The sequence below is a fragment of the Pseudoalteromonas sp. R3 genome (assembly GCF_004014715.1).
In the GTDB taxonomy this organism is placed as follows: domain Bacteria; phylum Pseudomonadota; class Gammaproteobacteria; order Enterobacterales; family Alteromonadaceae; genus Pseudoalteromonas.
Genome location: NZ_CP034834.1, coordinates 901,631 through 919,325, shown reverse-complemented (window position 1 = coordinate 919,325; position 17,695 = coordinate 901,631). Strand labels below are relative to the sequence as shown.

The window sequence follows — 17,695 nt, the reverse complement described above, 5'->3', positions numbered from 1 at the left end:
TGCATCAGCAATACGCGAGATAAAAAACAGGGCGCCCGTGAAGTAGCGCCCTGTTTTTGTTTATGCTGCTTAAACGATTAGTCAGGGATAGCGTCGTTTATCCACTGATAAACCTCAGCAATCTTGTTATTGTCGTTAATATCAAATTGTGCATCTCCCAGCAGTGTTAAGCCTGCTTGCAGCTTCTCATTCATCAGCTGCACTTCTTGCACCATTTGCTTAATTTCTTTATTCAGCATCTGAGCACTGTGCAGCTTGCCATCATCGGGTAAGAGTAAGCTGCGTTCCAGCGCCATAAAGCGGTCTAATTGAGCAGCCCTATACTGGGTTAAGCGCGTATCCAGCTGAGGCAGCCAGGGCTGACCGCCGGCGTCTGTTAATGCCATGATACTTGCCTGCCGTGCCGCATTTATCTTGCTATCTGTGACTAACTTACCAAGCACACCGTTTACTTGTGTTGTGATCGGCGTGTCTGTGTCTGGTATCAGCACCGAGTGGAATAACCGTTTGAATTCATCACTGGGGGTTTTCTCTGGCACCGCCGCCAGTGTTTCATTCGCCAGCTCAGCATATCTGAAGTTTGCCGGTAATGTACCATCCATCACTTCTTCAAGATGTTTACTACGATAGAGGTTTTTGGTGAGCACACTGAAATCAGGGTCTTCCAGGTTATCAACGGCTTTGCTGGCAACTTCAAGCCCGGTCAGAATATTACACGCGCCATGGTATTCAAGTGCATCGCTGACTGCGCCAAATAAAGAGTATTTCTGGACATCTGTCTCTTGCTGCCTCAGTGTAATTTCAGCCTTAATACCACGCCTTTTCAGGTCGATCCCTTTGGCAATCAGTTCCGTCGCCTGATTGGCCAGGTAGGCTTGATTGAATTCAGCCCTCACCCCGCTCGTTACACCCGCCAGTCCGGCCAGGATCCTGGAAGCGCTTTCACTGGTAAACACAGCCCCCGCACCGCCAAACACCGTAGTCACCGTTCCCAGCCAGAAGTTGTTTCGGGATTCAATACGCTTCAGATAGACCTTGTATAAGTTACAACGCTGGGTAGAGGCAGATAAAATTCTATCCTGTACCCGATTTCTGATCGCCAGTTGTTTATCCGTTCCATAAGAGGCATATTGCTGCACAGCAAAGCTGAGCATTTCGCGTTCAGCAATACAGGCGTCTTCATCTGCATCTGTGTCTGCACTACAGTAATCATTGGCTTCGAGATAACCGAGCATTTCGGAATTCAACTGTTTTGTTTCACCATCTTTGGCTATTGTGTTTTTTTCTAACTTTTCATATAGCTCTGCGGTTAACTCGCTACGTGTTTTGTCTGCAATTAATGCTGGTAAATCAACCGCAACGAAACCGCCTGCTGGCAACAGCTGGGAAGCGCCCCCTAAATTAACCCTATCATCCCCAGAATAAGACCCTTCGGGGTTTTGATTAAAAGAGCAAGCGCTCAGCACGCCAGCGGCGACAGCCAAAACTAAAAACCTTTTTTTATTATGCATTATTTCCCTACCCTGATTGATGTTTTACCCACAATGAGCATAAAAACACAGTAACAAAAAGCTTTCAATTAAATAACTTATTTTGCTGATTTTATTATGCCGGGTTGCTCGTCGTGCTTTGTGCCCGACCAAGGCAGTGAAGAATTTGTACAAGTGTGAAGGAGGCGGTATCACTCAGGCGAACACGACTGTGCCGCCTGAGGAAATAGTCTAAGCCAGACTAGAGACTACCAGATCTTAACGCGTTCGCTTTGTGGTCGGAAAAGCTTATCGCCTTCTTTCACAGCAAATGCCTCGTAGAAAGGCGTAAAGTTAGATAAAGGACCATTTGCCCGATACTGCGCCGGAGAGTGTACATCCGTGATCAAACGCTGACGCGCCGCCGCTTCACGCTTTTTGGTTCTCCAGCTTTGCGCAAAGCCAATAAAAAAGCGTTGCTCTGGCGTATAGCCGTCAATGATTTCTTTGTCCTTACCCGATAGTGACAGCAAGTAAGCTTTGTAAGCCACAGTCAGGCCACCTAAATCACCAATGTTCTCGCCCAGTGTCATGCGACCATTTACTGCGGCATCTGCAAACGGTTTATAGCTATCGTACTGTGCAACCAGTGCATCGGTACGTTGTTTAAACTGGTCCAGATCGGCGTCCTGCCACCAGTTACGTATATTACCATCACCATCAAACTGCGCCCCCTGATCATCAAACCCGTGTCCCAGTTCATGCCCTATCACGGCACCTATGGCGCCGTAATTGACGGCATCATCCACGCTCATATCAAAAAACGGCGGCTGCAATATCGCGGCAGGAAACACAATTTCGTTCTTCAGCGGGTGATAGTAGGCATTCACTGTTTGCGGTGTCATTTCCCACTTAGTCTGATCAACCGGCTGACCAACCTGACCCAGTTGGAAGTCTGTCTCATGTCCTCTGGCGCGGATCACATTGCCAACCAGATCGTCGGCTTTGATCTCAAAATCGTAGGAACGCCAGTGATCGGGATACCCTATTTTATAACTGACTTTGGTGAGCTTATCCTGCGCCGCAGCTTTGGTTTCGTCAGTCATCCAGTCCAGGTTATCGATACTCATTCGGTACGCTGCAATCAGGTTCTGTACCAGAGTCTCCATGCGGGCCTTTGCCGCAGGCGAAAAGTGTCTGGCCACATACAGCTTGCCGACTTCTTCGCCCAACATTGCATTGGTCATAACCACACCACGTTGCCATCTTGGCTGCTGCTCAGTCACCCCTCGCAATGATTTACTATAAAAAGCAAACCGGGCATCAGCAAAGGGCGAGCTCAGCAACTCTGCAAAGCTGTTGACTGTGTGAAACTTCAGATAGGTTTGCCAATCCGCTAGGGAGATTTGATCGAATAATGTGCCCAACTCTTCGAAGTAGCTTGGCTGCATAACAATGATTTTGTCTTGCGCCGGCAGGCCCAGCCCGGCTGATACGTTATCCCAGTTAAGTTTACCCAGTTTTGCCTCAAACTCAGCAGTACCATGGGGGTTGTAGATCAGGCTGATTTCGCGGCTTTTGGTGCGGCTCCACATAATATCAGCCAGCTTAGTTTCAACCGCAAGCACCGCCCTGGCCTGTGCTTCGGGGTTTGGCTCCCCAATCAAACGCAACATGGTCACCACCATGTTCTGATAGTCGGCCCTCAGCTGCACAGATTTATCATCGTCTTTACTGTAATAGTCTTTGTCTGGCATACCTATGCCATCTTGCGCCGCATACAAGGCATTGAAGCGTGCATCTTTGCCATCTGGTACCACAAATACACCTAAAGGCGTAGTAACCTGATGCCTTTGCAGTTTGCCCATCAGCGTACTCAGCTGATCGTATGAGTCAATCGCGGCAATGTCTGCCAGCAGCGGCTGCAACGGTTTATGCCCAAGTTGCTCAAGCGCCTGCTCATTCATAAAGCTGGCGTACAAATCACCGATTTTCTGCTCGCTACTGCCTGCTTTGCCCGACTGTTGCTGCGCTTCGTGGATCAGCGTTTTTACCGCTTCATCCGACTCAAACCGCAAACGGTCGAAACTACCCCAGGACGCCTTATCCGCCGGAATATCTGTATTCGCAAGCCAGCTACCATTTACATACTGGAAAAAGTCATCCTGCGGCCTGACACTCGTATCAAAATGGCTTTGCTCAATACCCGATTTAAGCGCCTGCGCCTTCTGCGGGGCGACGACCTGAGTACCGCGTTCACCTTGTGATGAACACCCACCCAGAGCTGCCAGTGCAGCTGTCAAAGCAATCACTAATGCTGTTTTTTTCATGCGTTTCCCTCTTATTATTGTGTGTTAGCGGGCAAAAATATCACCCAGCAGCGCAAAATACACAAGCCAAAGATGTTTCGGCATGTACACACGCATACTCTCCAATATCTTTTTTATTTAATATCAATGATTTGAAAAAATCAGACAGAAAAAATGTTACAAAAAAGAAAGGGAAAGCGAACTGGCCTCCTTTGCTTAGACATAAAAAAACCCCGCTGTTGCGAGGTTTGTTTAGTTTCAGAATGTAAGTTAAATTCTGAATCGGTTTCTCAGGCCAAGGCCGGTTAAGAATATGAAGATAAATGATCCTCCTGCGTGAGCATAGCTGTAGAGGCCATAATCTTCCGGAGTCTTATCACCATATAGCTTTTTGATACCTGCTTCGCGCTCTGTTTTAGATATTGAGATGAATGGCGTGACAGTAGCGATAGAAACTGTTAGTGCAGTTATGAATGCACCTTCGTCTTTATGGATACATTCAGGTTGTTTGATGCTAAATATAGCAAATAGTACTATTGATAATAGTAAGTAAGAGAAAGGTCTCGCGATACTCTGTCCATAATTACTTGTGAGTGAATAAACAATATCCAGCATTGACTGTAATGGACTTAGATCCCCCACCTCCGAGCAGTACTTTCAGCAGCATGGAACTCCAATGCTCGTTTATGATCCTTATTTGACTCAGCAAGCTCTTTCAGCCGACACAATCGCTCTGAATCGGCAGGATCAATTGCTTTTTCAACCCCCCAACCTTCTTGAACAAAACCTCGCCTTAACATTACCCTCAACCCGCTCAAATCCACATGGTGGCCAGTTTTTGTTGCCCTCATATCAGGAATGCAGGTGAAATAACCATCAATTTTCAGCCACCTTCTAAAATCGGCACCTTGAAAGGTCAATCTTCTTGTGCTTGTAAGAAGAGCCTTATTATCACAACTTGAGGAAATAGAACAAGCACCTTCAAAAGTTGCATTGTTGAATAAAAGCTCTCCAAGAAAACTCCTCAATCTAAAATCAACCTTTCTCTCGAAAAAAGCATCTGTAAATACAGCTTTTCCTTTAATTTCAATTTCTTGAAATGCAGAATTCCCTTCGAAAGTAGCACTAAAAAAACTTGCTGTACTAAATTTTACATTCAAAAAATCAGTCAAGCTCTCAAAACGCGAGAATACAAATTTGGCATCTTTGAGAAACTCTACATTATGAAACAAAGTATGCGACCCACAGAATACAGCTCTTGAGAAGTCGACATCAGAGTAGAATTTCGAGTCAAAAAATATTAACTCATCTCGAAAAATTGCCCCCTCAAAGCTTACATCACTGTAAAATTTGACATTGTCGAAGTATACATTTCCATGGAACTGATACTCCTCAAATGAAATTAATTGCTTGCTCTTGGACCATTCAAGTAACTCTGGCAACTGATTGTAACTGGCTAATCGCGCCTTAATAAACTCAGGGCTAAAATCTATATCTGTAAACGTAATGCTAGAACCTGGGTGTTCTTCCATCCATTTATTCCAGGCGTCTTTGCCTTTTAGCCACAACAAGATTGCATCGTCACCCTCAAGCTTTGTGACTTTATCTGGCAGCCCTGTTAGCTTTCGCTCTAATTCCTTTTCCATATACGTACCTCGTAGTGCTTATAAAAACCATATTACTGATTTAAGTAATGTATGGAATAGTCGGTTCTGGGTATGACTGAATTTACTGTTATCTTGGCATAAGGTAAGTACAGGGTATATTCCTGGGCTATGCACACCTCATGTGATGCCAGGTTCCTTGAAGCAACAACCGCAGAACAGCCTGCGGTTGTTGTGTCGATTGATGCTGTAGAGTGCTGTGTTACCAGATCTTAACGCGCTCACTGGGTGGCCGATAAAGCTTATCGCCCTCTTTCACAGAAAACGCCTCATAGAAAGGCGTAAAGTTAGACAATGGGCCATTGGCACGGAACGCTTCCGGGGCATGTACATCTGTGACTAAGCGCTGACGCAACGCCGCTTCGTGTTTTTTAGTACGCCAGTTTTGCGCAAAGCCAATAAAAAAGCGTTGCTCAGGCGTATATCCATCCAGCACGGTTTTTTCTTTGCCCGCCAGAGACAGCATATAAGCCTTATATGCCAATGTGACGCCCCCCAAGTCTCCAATGTTTTCGCCCAGCGTCAAACGACCATCAATAGCCACATCCTCAAAAGGGCGATAACGATTGAACTGTGCAACCAGCGCATCGCCACGGGCTTTGAACTCCGCCAGGTCGGGCTCCGCCCACCAGTTGCGAATGTTCCCGTCACCATCAAACTGCGCCCCCTGATCATCAAACCCATGACTCAACTCATGACCAATAACCGCGCCAATTGCCCCATAATTCACAGCATCATCGGCCGATAAATCGAACGACGGTGGCTGTAACCTTGCGGCAGGGAAAACAATCTCATTTTTCAGCGGATGGTAGTAGGCATTGACCGTTTGCGGTGTCATTTCCCATTTATGTTCGTCAACCGGCTGATTGATTTGAGCCATTTCGTATTTAAAATTGTGCTGATTAGCCCGCATAACGTTACCAATCAGATCATCCCGGCGGATCTCAAAGTTGTAACTGCGCCAGACATCAGGATAACCGATTTTATAACGAATTTTGGCCAGCTTTTCCTGTGCAGCGGCTTTAGTTTCGTCACTCATCCAGCTCAATTCATTAATGCTGTCACTATAGGCAGCTATGAGGTTACGGACCATCTCCTCCATTTTTGCTTTCGCCTGGGGCGAAAAATGTGCGTCGACATACAGCTTGCCCACCTCTTCACCCAAAGTTTCGCTGATCAGAGCTACCCCTCGCTGCCAGCGAGGCTCCATCTTTTTAACACCGCGCAACGTGTGCTTGTAAAAATTGAAGTGTGCTGCGACAAATGGCTCGCTCAGTTGTGCTGCAAAGTGATTTAGCGTGTGAAACCTGAGGTAAGTCTGCCAATCCTGCACCGACACCTTGCCAAACAACGCTCCCAGCCCAGTGAAGAAATCGGGTTGCATCAGGATCACTTTATCCATTTCTGGTAACGCCATTGCCTGGGCTGCATTTTCCCAGTTAAATTTTCCAAAAGTAGTGCGTAACTGATCAAGCGAACGCGGATTGTAAACAAGACTGAGCTGACGCGACTGAGAACGACTTAACATCACCTCGGCCAGTTTGGTCTCTAGCTCAAGTAGTGCCTGAGCACGTGCATATGGCTTAGGCTCACCACTGAGATGCAACAGCTCTGCGACAAATTGCAGATACTGATGGCGCGTCTGAGCCGTTTTTTCATCCCCATCAAGATAATATTCTATGGCGGGCATGCCGGTGCCATTTTGCATAAGATACAACACAGTCTGAGACGAGTTTTTGGCATCCGGGACTGCAAACGGCCGCAGTGGTGTTGTTACCCTAAGCATTGTCAGCTTGCCAATTAACGTGCTTAACTGATCATAGCTCTGCGCAGCATCTATTTCGGCCAACAGGGGACTGAGTGGTTTAAGCCCGAGCTGTTGCACGCGTTGTGTATCCATAAAACTGGCATAAAAGTCACCAATTTTTTGCTCACTACTGCCGTGTTCACCCGGATGTTGCTGCGCTTGCTGGATCAAAGCTTTAACTGCTTCATCCGACTCGTAACGCAGCCTGTCAAAACTGCCCCAAGACGAGCGCTCTGCCGGAATTTCTGTCGTGTTTAACCACTTACCATTAACGTGCTGATAAAAGTCGTCCTGTGGCCTGACGCTCATATTAAAGTTTTGTAACTCAACCCCGGACTTAAGGCTGTGCTGCACCTGAGAGTACTCACTGTTACCACTTGAGCTCACGTAATGAGCACAACCACCCAACACCACCAACGCCGCCGACACAGCCAATACCAACGCACTCTTTTTCATTCTACTATCCTTAATATTGTTATTATTCATCTTTCCGGGCCGCACTATGTCGTATCGCAAATCACATTGCAAGCCAGATCCCTCCTCTGTCGCAGAACGATTTAACAAAAAATACTTCATGCCTATCAATGCATTAGTTATATGAACAGCAACACCGTTGAGCCTGCTGTTAAACCAAACCACGGACCCGTGAAGGGCGAAGCAAGACCGAAGCACCGTTTCGCAGCTTGCTGAGGTGAGGTCATGGATGACCGAAGGAGCGATGCTTCATGGATGAATTGCCCCGCGCTAGTTCAGTTGATGCGTTTCAATCCACGCGTCCGTGCAGGACGCGACAGCCTTATCGCTAAGGCGCATCCAGCTTAACAAAAGTGCAGGTTTTGCGCTAACCTCTGTGGAAATGGCATACCAAACCACCACTAAACTAAGCAGCTGTAAAAATATCCTTATTTTTAAAGAACATATAAGAGCGCTAACCTCCCAGGGTTTTTATGAGAACTAAGGGCTAGCGCTCCATTTCACTTTCTCAGGTTTTTTAGCAATAAAAGATAGATATTGGTAGACATATTAACCAAGGATTCGGACCGTTCCTTACCCCCATTGTTCCTGCTGGTGCCGAATACGTACCCCAGTAATGCGGTAAGGGTTGGGAAGAGTACGTTGAGAATGATCAACTGGAGAGTGTCGAACCAGAAGGCGCGGAAGGTGGCGCGCTGGTTGGTGAGCAGCTCAAGTTTGGCCTGCATTTGTTCGGCGGTTAATGTGTTGTTTGGGTTAGCTGTGATGGCGTTAAAAAAGCGGATTTCGCCCCAGACAAAAATGCTAAGAATGATGAGCAAAAAACCAATTAAGACTGCGATGATCCCCAGGTAAGGTTTACACCGGCTTTTTCTTTGCCTGTGAGTGGTTCTGGATCGGATACCGGGGCTTCCATAGGCGATGAGTCCCGGGCTGTGCTTAAGTCCAGGTTTTGCCATGGTGCCTGAGTGTTGTTTTGGTCGCTGTCCTGTGCGTTACCGGTCATCCTGTTTACCTAATGTTGTGCGCTCGGTTTTGATTTGCTGATGTTATTGAGTTCAGGCATCACTAACCTATGTACATCTTTTCCTTGCTTATCTGCAGATAAAATGGCTCTGTCATGAACCACCTCATCCGAGGCCCAGTCTAATAAAGTCAGGGCAACTTTTGTCAGATCGCTGGATTTTTTTAACCCTAAACGCTGCTGTAGCTGAGCTAAATAGTCTGCATCGACGGAAAAGCGTACTTCAGTTTTTTTACTGTCTGCCATAATTATTCCAAAAAGTTTCCGGATTTCTTCCAATATTAGTGGAATAAGTTAGCGGGTGCAATTAAAACAAGGCTCAGCGTTTTATTATGAGGATCAAAAAAGGCCAGTCAAATGACCGGCCTTCTGCTTATACTTTAATACGCGCTTAGAAACTGTATCTAAAGTTAATGTCCAGCGTATTGTAGTCATCAACATCGCGGTATTCTGCATTTACCGAGAACATGTCGCTAAAGTGGTAGCCTGCACCAACAAAGAAAAGCGGCTCACTATCACTGCCTTCTTCGTCGGTTTTTTCGTAGCCAAGTCCTGCTTTTAATTCAATATTTTCCAGCACACGTGTCTGATACTGACCACGCAAGCGATAAATGGTGACATCATCAGAATCAGAGCTACTGTGCTGATATTCGCTTGTTCGGTATGAATCCGTGACGTGGAGCTTACTTTTCAGATCCACCTGGCCAAGGTGAAAGCTCACATCAACCAATGAGACCTCGTCCAATTCGTGGACGTAACCCAGGCCAAATGTAAACTGGCTAATATCCAGCTCGAAGCTAGATTTAACAGAGCGATAGTCCCCGTATTGACGACTGTAGTTATCTGATTCACTTACACTGTAGTAACGCCCCTCAACATAATAGTTCTCAAAGCGTTTACTTGCTGCCAGATTTACACCGGTAAATGTATCATAACTTTCCGCAGCACTACCGTCGATGCTAAAGCGTTTATAACCCACTTCAACTTTATCGAAATTGATGCTGTGTGCCATGGCTGGTGCGCCTACAAGCGCAGAGATCATACCTGCCACAATAGGTAACTGCTTCATATTTATCCTTTTTAAATATGTACCTTAAAAATTAGTCGCGCCATCAGATGATCATCACAATCTATGAGTGCGCAAAAGCGGCGGGATTATAAACGTGTTATCTGGCAATGTATACAGATTGGGGAAATGACTGAGAAGTTGAAATAAGTTGCTGTGAGGCCAGTCAAATGACCGGCCTTCTGCTTATACTCAATACGCGATTAGAAGCTGTATCTAAAGTTGATGTCCAGCGTGTTGTAGTCGTCAACTTTGCGGTATTCAGTATTTACCGAGAACATGTTGTTAAAGTGGTAGCCTGCACCAACAAAGAAAAACGGGTCACTATCGCCGTCTTCACCACTGGTTTTTTCGTAGCCAAGTCCTGCTTTTAATTCAATATCTTCCAGCACGCGAGTCTGATATTGACCACGCAAGCGATAGATGTCTTCATCATAAGAACTGGAGCGATTATGCATAGTGGCTGGTATAGGCACGGTAAGCGTGAGGTCGTGTTTGCTTTTCTGATCAAAGCGTCCAATATGCACACTCACATCAAACAATGAAGTCTCATCCAATTCATGAATGTAACCTGCACCAAGTGTAAACTGGTTAACATCTAGCTCTCTACTTTCGATATAAGTGTAAAGATTATCAGCATCGTCAGTAAAGCTAACTGGCTTACTATGTGAATCTTTTGCGCTGTAGTAACGCCCTTCAACATAGTAATTGTCAAAACGCTTACTAGCTGCCAGCTCAACACCTGTAAGCGTGTCATGATAACCAGTCTTATTGCTTAAGCGCTTATAACCTACTTCCAGCTTATCAAAGTTGATAGTTTGAGCCATGGTCGGCGCGCCAAGAAGTACACAGAGCGCACTCGCCATAAAAGGTAACTGCTTCATATTTATCCTTTTAAATATGTACCTTAAAAATTAGTCGCGCCATCAGATGATCATGGTTACCTGTTAGCGCGCAAAATCGCGCGGGATTATAGACGTGTCATCTGGCAATGTATACAGATTGGGGAAATTGTTGGGGACAGTCGAAATAGGTTGCTGTGAGGCCAGTCAAATGACCGGCCTTTTGCTTATACTCAATACGCGATTAGAAGCTGTATCTAAAGTTGATGTCCAGCGTGTTGTAGTCGTCAACTTTGCGGTATTCTGTATTTACCGAGAACATGTTGTTAAAGTGGTAGCCTGCACCAACAAAGAAAAGCGGGTCACTATCGCCGTCTTCACCACTGGTTTTTTCGTAGCCAAGTCCTGCTTTTAATTCAATATTTTCCAGTACGCGTGTCTGATATTGACCACGTAAACGGTAGATAGTGGCATCGTCCTCACCAGATGCGCCCGATGGCTTGACCGACACGCTCCCGTCCTGATAACCAAATGTCAGCGTACTATCCACTGACAAGTCAACTCGACCAATATGCAGGCTCACATCAAAAATAGAAGTCTCGTCCAGTGTGTGGATATAACCCGCACCCACTGTATATTGCTGAATTTCAAATTCTGTATCCAAAGTAAGGAACTTTTGATTTGCAGCCAGCGTTAATGGGTTGTTTTCGCTTATGTGAAGATCATCACTCACATTGTAGTAGCGGCCTTCTATATACAGGTTGTCAAAGCGCTTGCTCAATGCCAGATTGATACCGGTCAAATCACCGAATGGCTCTAGATCTTTGTCATCAACTTCAAAACGTTTGTAACCAACTTCTACTTTGTCAAAGTTAATGGTGTGAGCGGCGGCAGGTGCACCTGCCAGAAGTGTGACTATTCCAGCCACAAGAGATAACTGCTTCATTGTCTTCCTTATACTTCTATCTCAAACAAATATTGACTACAGAGTCCATATTGACCCCAATATAGATGCGCGCATTATAGATATTTGATTTAAGAAGTACAGAAACATAGCAATAGATGTATAAAAAGCAGTCTGACTGGGAATGATATAACTCAATTATAAAGTGTTGAGGGCTTATCCTCACATAAGCCCCCACAACTTATATGTTACTCACACTGCGCCGCCGGGTAGGTATCTACCTGATCGGTAATATGCTCAAAGTAACTATTGTTGGTAATCGCCGTGGTGCCGTAATGTCCGGCATCCGGGCCTATGGTGAAGCTATTTTGGGCACCCAGTCCGGCACGGATAAAGGCTTCGGCGTCGGTTTTTGCATTACCATAAGCACGCACAATATTCAGGCCCTGCGATTGCAGCTGCTGGATCTGCTCAATTTTGTACTCTGCCGTTCTGAACAGGCTGGTTTCATTGCTCAAAGAGGTACGCAGGAAACCTCGTGGCAGGCCCATCCAATTTAGCCAGTCGCGTGTTCCTTTGGCATACCAGTATACACGAGCAGTCAGATAGACAGGCTGATATCCCAGATCCAGATAACGACGTACCAGGCTGTAAGCACCTTCTTTTTGATCAGCACGATCAATGCCGGTGTAGTCGCCTATTTGCTCCGCGTCTGATTCGGTCAAGGTGCCGTCAATATCAAACAGTACAGCGGGTGTGTTTGGCTGAATCACGGTCACGAACCCTTCTGCGCCGGTTCCATCCGCGGGCACCGCAGCATAGATACGGTACTGACCTGCATTCATAGCCGGTAAAGTGACACTGGCTTTGCCATCGCTGTTGGTCACGGCATCACCCAGATAATGCCAGTCACTGTCTTGTTGTCCGCGCAGGTAAAAACGCACAGTTTCAAATTCCAGATCTTTGTGTGCAATCGCACCGTAGTCAAACTTTGCTGTCACTTTTACACTATTGCCCTCTGCCACAACCTCGTCGTGGACCATATGAAAGCTTGGCAGCCAGGTAATGAATCGATTAAGACCATTGCGATACCCGGCACTGGGTACCTCAGGTTTAGCATAATTTTGCTCAATCCAGCTTGGATCTGGACATTGTGGCAACGCCTGTGCACCAACAGACCATGCAATGGCTGCAACTGCAACCGCTTTAGCTGTGATATGAGTCAACCTTGATAACTTCATACATACTCCCGTCGTTAAATTCGAGGCAAGAATACATACTCTAGATTACATTTTTATTAACGCAAACTTTTCATGTTAATAAACATTTTAGCAACAAGGTGTAATCCGGATCATAAACTGGTAGGAATAGTTTTCGGCTTTAGTGGTTTCGAAATGTTGTCAGTACCACTTATTTCGGGAGTCTGGCTTTGGGCTGCGTACCCTTTTACCCGAGCCGGCGTCGAGTGAATATTTCGTTTTGCGGCCACCCAGGCATACTTCTCATACGATTCAAAAACATAATTGCCACTGGGCAGCTGGATCTGGCCATAGATAACGTCATCGGTCAGGGTCAGATGCACCTGATAGTGGTCGTCCGGCTGCTTACTAATCTGCCCGATCAGACGCTTTTCTCGCTCGGTTAGTGTGATCTCAACGATTTCAGCACACACTTTTTCCTGTGTCTGCGGGATCAGAAACTCAAAACTATCGCCCATACCTAACTGACGAATACTTTTTACATCTAACTCAAGGTAAGCTTCGTTGTGTAACTCATAAGGCACCGTAGTACCAGATTGAAAGAAGGCCCTGGCGTTTTGAGACTCCTTGTTGATAGTGTAATAGGTACTTTGTAATTCATGCTGTGGCAGCCTGACGGGGCTATTTTGCGGACCCGAAACCATTAACTCCGGTTCATGAGTCATAGCGTGCTGCAACTCAGATACATTAAAAGAGGCACTCACCTGCTCGCCAGATGCCTCTTGCGCACTGAAATACGCACTTACATTGCCATAAAACAGCAATAAAGCGAGTGACGACCACGTAAAGACGCCCATCAATATGTAAGTGAACACTTTCAACATATCAATAAATTAACAAATGAAGTACTTATGGGAACATTAATTGCTCCGCCGGTTTTTATCAAGTGAGATTAATTGAGACACTATCCATCTGCACTCACCCAAGATATAAATAATCTAATATCAATATGTTAAAAGAGAAACACTATTTACCTTTGTTTACATTACCCAGTGTGAAGATAGCCTCAATATATTGATAAAAGGCTGAAATACGCACAATACCTGCTCATCTGAGTATGACAATGCTATGCTTGAAGCTTAAAGATCCCCAGCTCGGGCTACCAACCTAACCGCAAAGGCACGGGCAGCTAGTAGAAGAATAATAGGTCGATTTAATGCAGGTTCATGATCTTACATTGATGTTGTCGCTATGGATTGCATCGCTTGCTGGTGCAACCGTGTTGTTTGTAATTTCTAAAATGACTCAGACCATATCCGGAACCCGGCTCTGGTCACTGGCCATGTTGCTACTTTCATGCGCTTATTTGGCTCAGCTGAGTATGCAAAACCTCGACGTCCAGTGGCGAGTTTTAACCTTCAATAGTTTTCTCATTTTAGGTCATTCCGCCTGGCTGATAGGCACCTGGCAATTTGTTCAGCGCACCCCGTCAAAGCGAAAAATTGCTGCGCTTGTCTTGCCTGTTTTGCTCGCCTCCTGGCTGACAGCCACCGTTTACCCCGAGCGAGAACTGCGCATTACGCTCATTGGGGTCTGGCTGATAGCTGTACGGTGTCATTACGCCTGGGTACTTTACAAACATGCGCGGCAAGACAAAAACGAGTTTCTGGCAGCTCAAATCACCGCAGGTGTGGTATTGCTGGAAGTATCATTTACTGTGTTATACACGCTACAAGGTGCACTGGGCAACCTGCCACAGATTGGCGAGGCTTTTAACTGGGTAGCCGGATACACTTGGGTTGCAGCACTGCTGGGGATCCTGGCAGGTGCCCCTATTTTGCTGTTACTCAGTGCCGGACGCTTCGTAAAGCAACTGGAGTTTGCAGCCAATCACGACCTACTGACAGGCCTGCTGAATCGTCGTGGACTAGCCAGGCAATTAAATGAACTATTACCACTGAGTAAAAGAAAGTGCGACTCCCTCACCGTCATGATGATAGATCTGGACCATTTTAAACGCGTCAATGATCTGTACGGTCATCACAGTGGCGACCGTGCCATTAGCTGTATTGCCGAGGTACTTAAAAAGCAGTTTCGCAGCGCCGATCTGTTAGCTCGCTGGGGTGGCGAAGAGTTTTGCCTGGTACTGTTTGATATGCAACCAGACATGGCTGTCGCTTGTGCCAATAAGTTGCAGCTCGCATTTGCGCAGCAAAGCCTGACTCTTGAGCTAGGCGACACGCCATTAACCATCAGTGTTGGTATAGCCTGTAGCCGGGAGATCAGTCAGCAAGGGTTCGAAACCACCCAAAACCAGGCCGACAGTGCTCTGTACGATGCTAAACATGCTGGACGAAACTGCGTTAAAGTCGCCAGCATGTCGCTCAGTTTATTAGAAGAGCATCCTTAACAAGCTTATCAGGCAGTGAGCTGCTGTGTCAGGCTATCGCGCATAGGCGTGGTTGGCCGGCCAATTAAGGTGCTCAGTGTGCCACTTTGGTCGTTCAGCCAGCCGCCATTGGCCTGGATTTCTGCATCAGCGAGCAGTGCAGCGAAACCGGCTGGTACACCTACCTGAGTCAGAAACTCTGCATACTGCAGTTCAGAGACATAGTTGGTTAGCAGGGTTTTGCCACTGATTTCTGTCACCTGCTCGGCCAGCGTCTGTAACGAAAAGCTCTGATCACCCGCCAATTCATATATCTTACCCACATGACCGGACTCAGTCAGAACCACAGCTGCCGCTTCTGCATAATCTGCGCGGGCTGCACTGGCAATGCGCCCCTCATGCATGGCACCAGTGATGGCTCCGGCGGCAAGGCTACCGGTAATCCCACTGCTGTAGTTTTCGTTGTACCAACCGTTGCGCAGCAGCACATAGGGCAAACCCGACTGTGTGATTAGCTGTTCGGTGGCTTTATGCTCTTCACTGAGCTGCAAAGGCGACTTATCTGCATGTAAAATACTGGTATAAGCCAACAAGGTGACACCTGCTTGTCGTGCAGCGGTGATAACGGCTTTATGCTGTCGTACCCGCTCACCAATCATATTACCCGATATAAGTAATAGCTTACTTACCCCTTCAAGCGCACTCTTTATGGTTTCTGGTTTATCATAGTCAGCATGTCTGAGTTCAACCCCCAACTGTTCCAGTTCATCCGCCTGCTCTGGTGTGCGCACTAAGGCAACAATCTGCGAAGCCGCGACACGCTTTAATAATGCGTCGATTACCAGACGACCTAACTGCCCATTGGCTCCTGTTACTGCAATCATATTATATCTCCACTTAGTGTGATTACTGTCGATGGGCTTATTGTCTGGCATAATCACTGTTATCATAAGGCGGTCATTTCAAAATAGAGCGTTCTATAAATGATTACAATAAATCATAACTCTCTGAAACTTTTAGCTATCTTCGCCACCGTAATAGACAGTGGTAGTTTTGCGGCGGCCGCAAGGCGCCTGCACTCCAGTCGCTCCCGCATCAGTGAGCAGGTTTCGCAGTTAGAAGCGCAATTAAATGTGCGCCTGTTACAACGCAGTACCCGGCAGTTAAAACTAACGCAGGAAGGTGAAAAAGTACTGCAACATGCCCGACAGCTCACCGGCATTTTGCAACATATTGAAGCCCAGCTGACAGATCCCGAACCCAGCGGGCGGGTTAGGCTTACCATGAATCATGACATTGCCCATAAATTCATCTTGCCCAAGCTGGATAAACTGGCGCAGCGCTATCCGCAAATAAGCCTGGATCTCATTGTCGATGATGATCCGCTCGATTTGATTGAACAGCAGATTGACCTGGCCATTCGTATTGGCTTTGTCCGGGATGAATCTCTGGTTGCCCGTATTTTACATCAGGAGCGTTTTGCTTTGTTCGCAAGTCCAGCGCTACTGGCGCAGCACGGTATGCCCGACAACCTCAAAGAATTAGAGGCCATCCCCTGGCTAGAACTAAAGCAAACGGCTGAACAAGGAGCGCAGATACTGTATTGCAATGATGAACCAGTGCTCCTCCACCCACAGCGACACCACAGCTGTAACTCACCCTACCTGTTACAGCAAATGGTCGCCTGCGGGCTTGGCGTGGCTACTTTACTGCCTTCAACCGTACGACAGGAAGTTGAACAGGGCACACTGGTACGCATTTTTGAGCAACTGCAAAGTGAGCCTCTGGTCTTCTCTTTAGTGTACCCCTCAAGAAAACAGGTACCTCAGCGCACTCGTGCCGTGATTGACTTTCTACTTTCGGAATCTTTGTTTATGAGTTAAATTCTTTTTTAAAGAACGAATAGTACGATTTTTAGAAATTTTAAAATACAAAAACGAATTTATACTGTTTCATATCGGCTGAGGGGAAAACAACTAAGGGCGTTTCCCACAAGCCCAGGCTTTGATTTTACAAACTTGAGGAAACGGTAATGTCTAAACTAATTCAACTCGTTCAACCATTTGACCAAAACACATCTTTATCACATCTCGCAGCGCTGCTAGCGCGTGTTGGCCTGTCAGCCATTTTTATTCTGGCTGCACTGAACAAAATTCAGTACTTTGAAGGCAATGCCCAGTATATGGCATCAAGTGGTTTGCCGGGTGAGTTACTCCCTCTGGTCATCGCATTTGAACTCATTGGTGGCCTGATGATACTCAGTGGTCTGTTGACTCGCCTGACGGCCATTGCATTTGCTGGGTTTAGCCTGGTAAGCGCGCTATTGTTCCACTTCGACCTGGCGGATCAGATGCAGTTTATTATGTTCTTTAAAAACGTGGCAATGGCGGGTGGCTTCCTGGCTTTGGCTGCGTACGGTGCAGGGAAATTCAGTATCGACCATAAGGTGCTGGCGTCTCAGCCGTTGGTAAAAGGTAAACTGGCATAAGCCGCCGATTTACCCTTATTAAGAACGCGCAATGACTTTGGTCACTGCGCGTTTTAAGTA

At 46.5% G+C, this 17,695-nt stretch carries 16 protein-coding genes; 3 read left to right on the top strand and 13 right to left on the bottom strand.

The annotated features are described in order from the left end of the window. Positions 1–77 precede the first annotated feature (77 nt). The 12 genes from ELR70_RS03285 to ELR70_RS03235 all read right to left on the bottom strand — a co-directional run bounded on the left by ELR70_RS03285 (position 78) and on the right by ELR70_RS03235 (position 13,642). A complete protein-coding gene (locus ELR70_RS03285; protein ID WP_054013683.1) occupies positions 78–1,511 on the bottom strand; it encodes a hypothetical protein in 1,434 nt (477 codons plus the stop codon). Between the two features lie 227 nt (positions 1,512–1,738). Next, positions 1,739–3,799: a M13 family metallopeptidase gene (locus tag ELR70_RS03280; protein WP_054013684.1), complete on the bottom strand. Its 2,061-nt coding sequence runs from the start codon at positions 3,797–3,799 to the stop codon at positions 1,739–1,741. A gap of 608 nt (positions 3,800–4,407) precedes the next feature. After that, the gene (locus ELR70_RS03275) at positions 4,408–5,424 is read right to left on the bottom strand and encodes a pentapeptide repeat-containing protein (RefSeq protein ID WP_128064462.1); all 1,017 of its coding nucleotides are present in this window, start codon (positions 5,422–5,424) and stop codon (positions 4,408–4,410) included. Positions 5,425–5,644: 220 nt separating this feature from the next. Further along, complete coding sequence (locus tag ELR70_RS03270) at positions 5,645–7,705, bottom strand: M13 family metallopeptidase (protein WP_054013687.1); 2,061 nt, start codon at positions 7,703–7,705, stop codon at positions 5,645–5,647. A 518-nt stretch (positions 7,706–8,223) separates the two neighbouring features. Beyond that, entirely contained in the window at positions 8,224–8,544 is a 321-nt protein-coding gene (locus ELR70_RS03265) for a hypothetical protein (protein ID WP_128064461.1), read from the bottom strand. Positions 8,545–8,552: 8 nt separating this feature from the next. Beyond that, positions 8,553–8,729, bottom strand: a complete 177-nt coding sequence (locus tag ELR70_RS24745; RefSeq protein ID WP_164881423.1) for a hypothetical protein — start codon at positions 8,727–8,729, stop codon at positions 8,553–8,555. Positions 8,730–8,738: 9 nt separating this feature from the next. Continuing rightward, positions 8,739–8,993, bottom strand: a complete 255-nt coding sequence (locus ELR70_RS03260; protein ID WP_054013689.1) for a hypothetical protein — start codon at positions 8,991–8,993, stop codon at positions 8,739–8,741. A 145-nt stretch (positions 8,994–9,138) separates the two neighbouring features. Further along, positions 9,139–9,816 (bottom strand): porin, encoded by a 678-nt coding sequence (locus tag ELR70_RS03255; protein ID WP_054013690.1) that lies wholly within the window; start codon positions 9,814–9,816, stop codon positions 9,139–9,141. A gap of 200 nt (positions 9,817–10,016) precedes the next feature. Continuing rightward, the gene (locus ELR70_RS03250) at positions 10,017–10,697 is read right to left on the bottom strand and encodes a hypothetical protein (RefSeq protein WP_054013691.1); all 681 of its coding nucleotides are present in this window, start codon (positions 10,695–10,697) and stop codon (positions 10,017–10,019) included. A gap of 202 nt (positions 10,698–10,899) precedes the next feature. Then, a complete protein-coding gene (locus ELR70_RS03245; protein ID WP_128064460.1) occupies positions 10,900–11,601 on the bottom strand; it encodes a hypothetical protein in 702 nt (233 codons plus the stop codon). 206 nt (positions 11,602–11,807) lie between these two features. Beyond that, complete coding sequence (locus ELR70_RS03240) at positions 11,808–12,800, bottom strand: phosphatidylinositol transfer protein (RefSeq protein ID WP_054013693.1); 993 nt, start codon at positions 12,798–12,800, stop codon at positions 11,808–11,810. Between the two features lie 110 nt (positions 12,801–12,910). Then, on the bottom strand, positions 12,911–13,642 hold the full coding sequence (locus tag ELR70_RS03235; protein WP_128064459.1) for a hypothetical protein: 732 nt from the start codon (positions 13,640–13,642) through the stop codon (positions 12,911–12,913). A gap of 332 nt (positions 13,643–13,974) precedes the next feature. Between ELR70_RS03235 and ELR70_RS03230 the strand changes: the two genes are divergently transcribed. After that, positions 13,975–15,168 carry a GGDEF domain-containing protein gene (locus ELR70_RS03230; RefSeq protein WP_054013695.1) on the top strand — a complete coding sequence of 398 codons (1,194 nt, stop codon included), beginning with the start codon at positions 13,975–13,977 and terminating at the stop codon, positions 15,166–15,168. A gap of 8 nt (positions 15,169–15,176) precedes the next feature. Here ELR70_RS03230 and ELR70_RS03225 read toward each other — a convergent pair whose 3' ends face one another. Continuing rightward, positions 15,177–16,031 carry an SDR family oxidoreductase gene (locus ELR70_RS03225; RefSeq protein WP_054013722.1) on the bottom strand — a complete coding sequence of 285 codons (855 nt, stop codon included), beginning with the start codon at positions 16,029–16,031 and terminating at the stop codon, positions 15,177–15,179. Positions 16,032–16,130: 99 nt separating this feature from the next. Between ELR70_RS03225 and ELR70_RS03220 the strand changes: the two genes are divergently transcribed. Both ELR70_RS03220 and ELR70_RS03215 read left to right on the top strand, forming a co-directional pair. Beyond that, on the top strand, positions 16,131–17,030 hold the full coding sequence (locus tag ELR70_RS03220) for a LysR family transcriptional regulator (protein WP_054013696.1): 900 nt from the start codon (positions 16,131–16,133) through the stop codon (positions 17,028–17,030). A gap of 149 nt (positions 17,031–17,179) precedes the next feature. Continuing rightward, positions 17,180–17,635, top strand: coding sequence for a DoxX family protein (locus ELR70_RS03215; protein ID WP_054013697.1), 456 nt, complete (start codon positions 17,180–17,182; stop codon positions 17,633–17,635). The last annotated feature ends 60 nt before the right edge of the window (positions 17,636–17,695 follow it).

Excerpts from the sequence above, each read along its gene's own strand:
- ELR70_RS03285 (WP_054013683.1), bottom strand. The coding sequence starts at position 1,511 with ATGCATAATAAAAAAAGGTTTTTAGTTTTGGCTGTCGCCGCTGGCGTG.
- ELR70_RS03280 (WP_054013684.1), bottom strand. The coding sequence starts at position 3,799 with ATGAAAAAAACAGCATTAGTGATTGCTTTGACAGCTGCACTGGCAGCT.
- ELR70_RS03275 (WP_128064462.1), bottom strand. The coding sequence starts at position 5,424 with ATGGAAAAGGAATTAGAGCGAAAGCTAACAGGGCTGCCAGATAAAGTC.
- ELR70_RS03270 (WP_054013687.1), bottom strand. The coding sequence starts at position 7,705 with ATGAAAAAGAGTGCGTTGGTATTGGCTGTGTCGGCGGCGTTGGTGGTG.
- ELR70_RS24745 (WP_164881423.1), bottom strand. The coding sequence starts at position 8,729 with ATGACCGGTAACGCACAGGACAGCGACCAAAACAACACTCAGGCACCA.
- ELR70_RS03260 (WP_054013689.1), bottom strand. The coding sequence starts at position 8,993 with ATGGCAGACAGTAAAAAAACTGAAGTACGCTTTTCCGTCGATGCAGAC.
- ELR70_RS03255 (WP_054013690.1), bottom strand. The coding sequence starts at position 9,816 with ATGAAGCAGTTACCTATTGTGGCAGGTATGATCTCTGCGCTTGTAGGC.
- ELR70_RS03250 (WP_054013691.1), bottom strand. The coding sequence starts at position 10,697 with ATGAAGCAGTTACCTTTTATGGCGAGTGCGCTCTGTGTACTTCTTGGC.
- ELR70_RS03245 (WP_128064460.1), bottom strand. The coding sequence starts at position 11,601 with ATGAAGCAGTTATCTCTTGTGGCTGGAATAGTCACACTTCTGGCAGGT.
- ELR70_RS03240 (WP_054013693.1), bottom strand. The coding sequence starts at position 12,800 with ATGAAGTTATCAAGGTTGACTCATATCACAGCTAAAGCGGTTGCAGTT.
- ELR70_RS03235 (WP_128064459.1), bottom strand. The coding sequence starts at position 13,642 with ATGTTGAAAGTGTTCACTTACATATTGATGGGCGTCTTTACGTGGTCG.
- ELR70_RS03230 (WP_054013695.1), top strand. The coding sequence starts at position 13,975 with ATGCAGGTTCATGATCTTACATTGATGTTGTCGCTATGGATTGCATCG.
- ELR70_RS03225 (WP_054013722.1), bottom strand. The coding sequence starts at position 16,031 with ATGATTGCAGTAACAGGAGCCAATGGGCAGTTAGGTCGTCTGGTAATC.
- ELR70_RS03220 (WP_054013696.1), top strand. The coding sequence starts at position 16,131 with ATGATTACAATAAATCATAACTCTCTGAAACTTTTAGCTATCTTCGCC.
- ELR70_RS03215 (WP_054013697.1), top strand. The coding sequence starts at position 17,180 with ATGTCTAAACTAATTCAACTCGTTCAACCATTTGACCAAAACACATCT.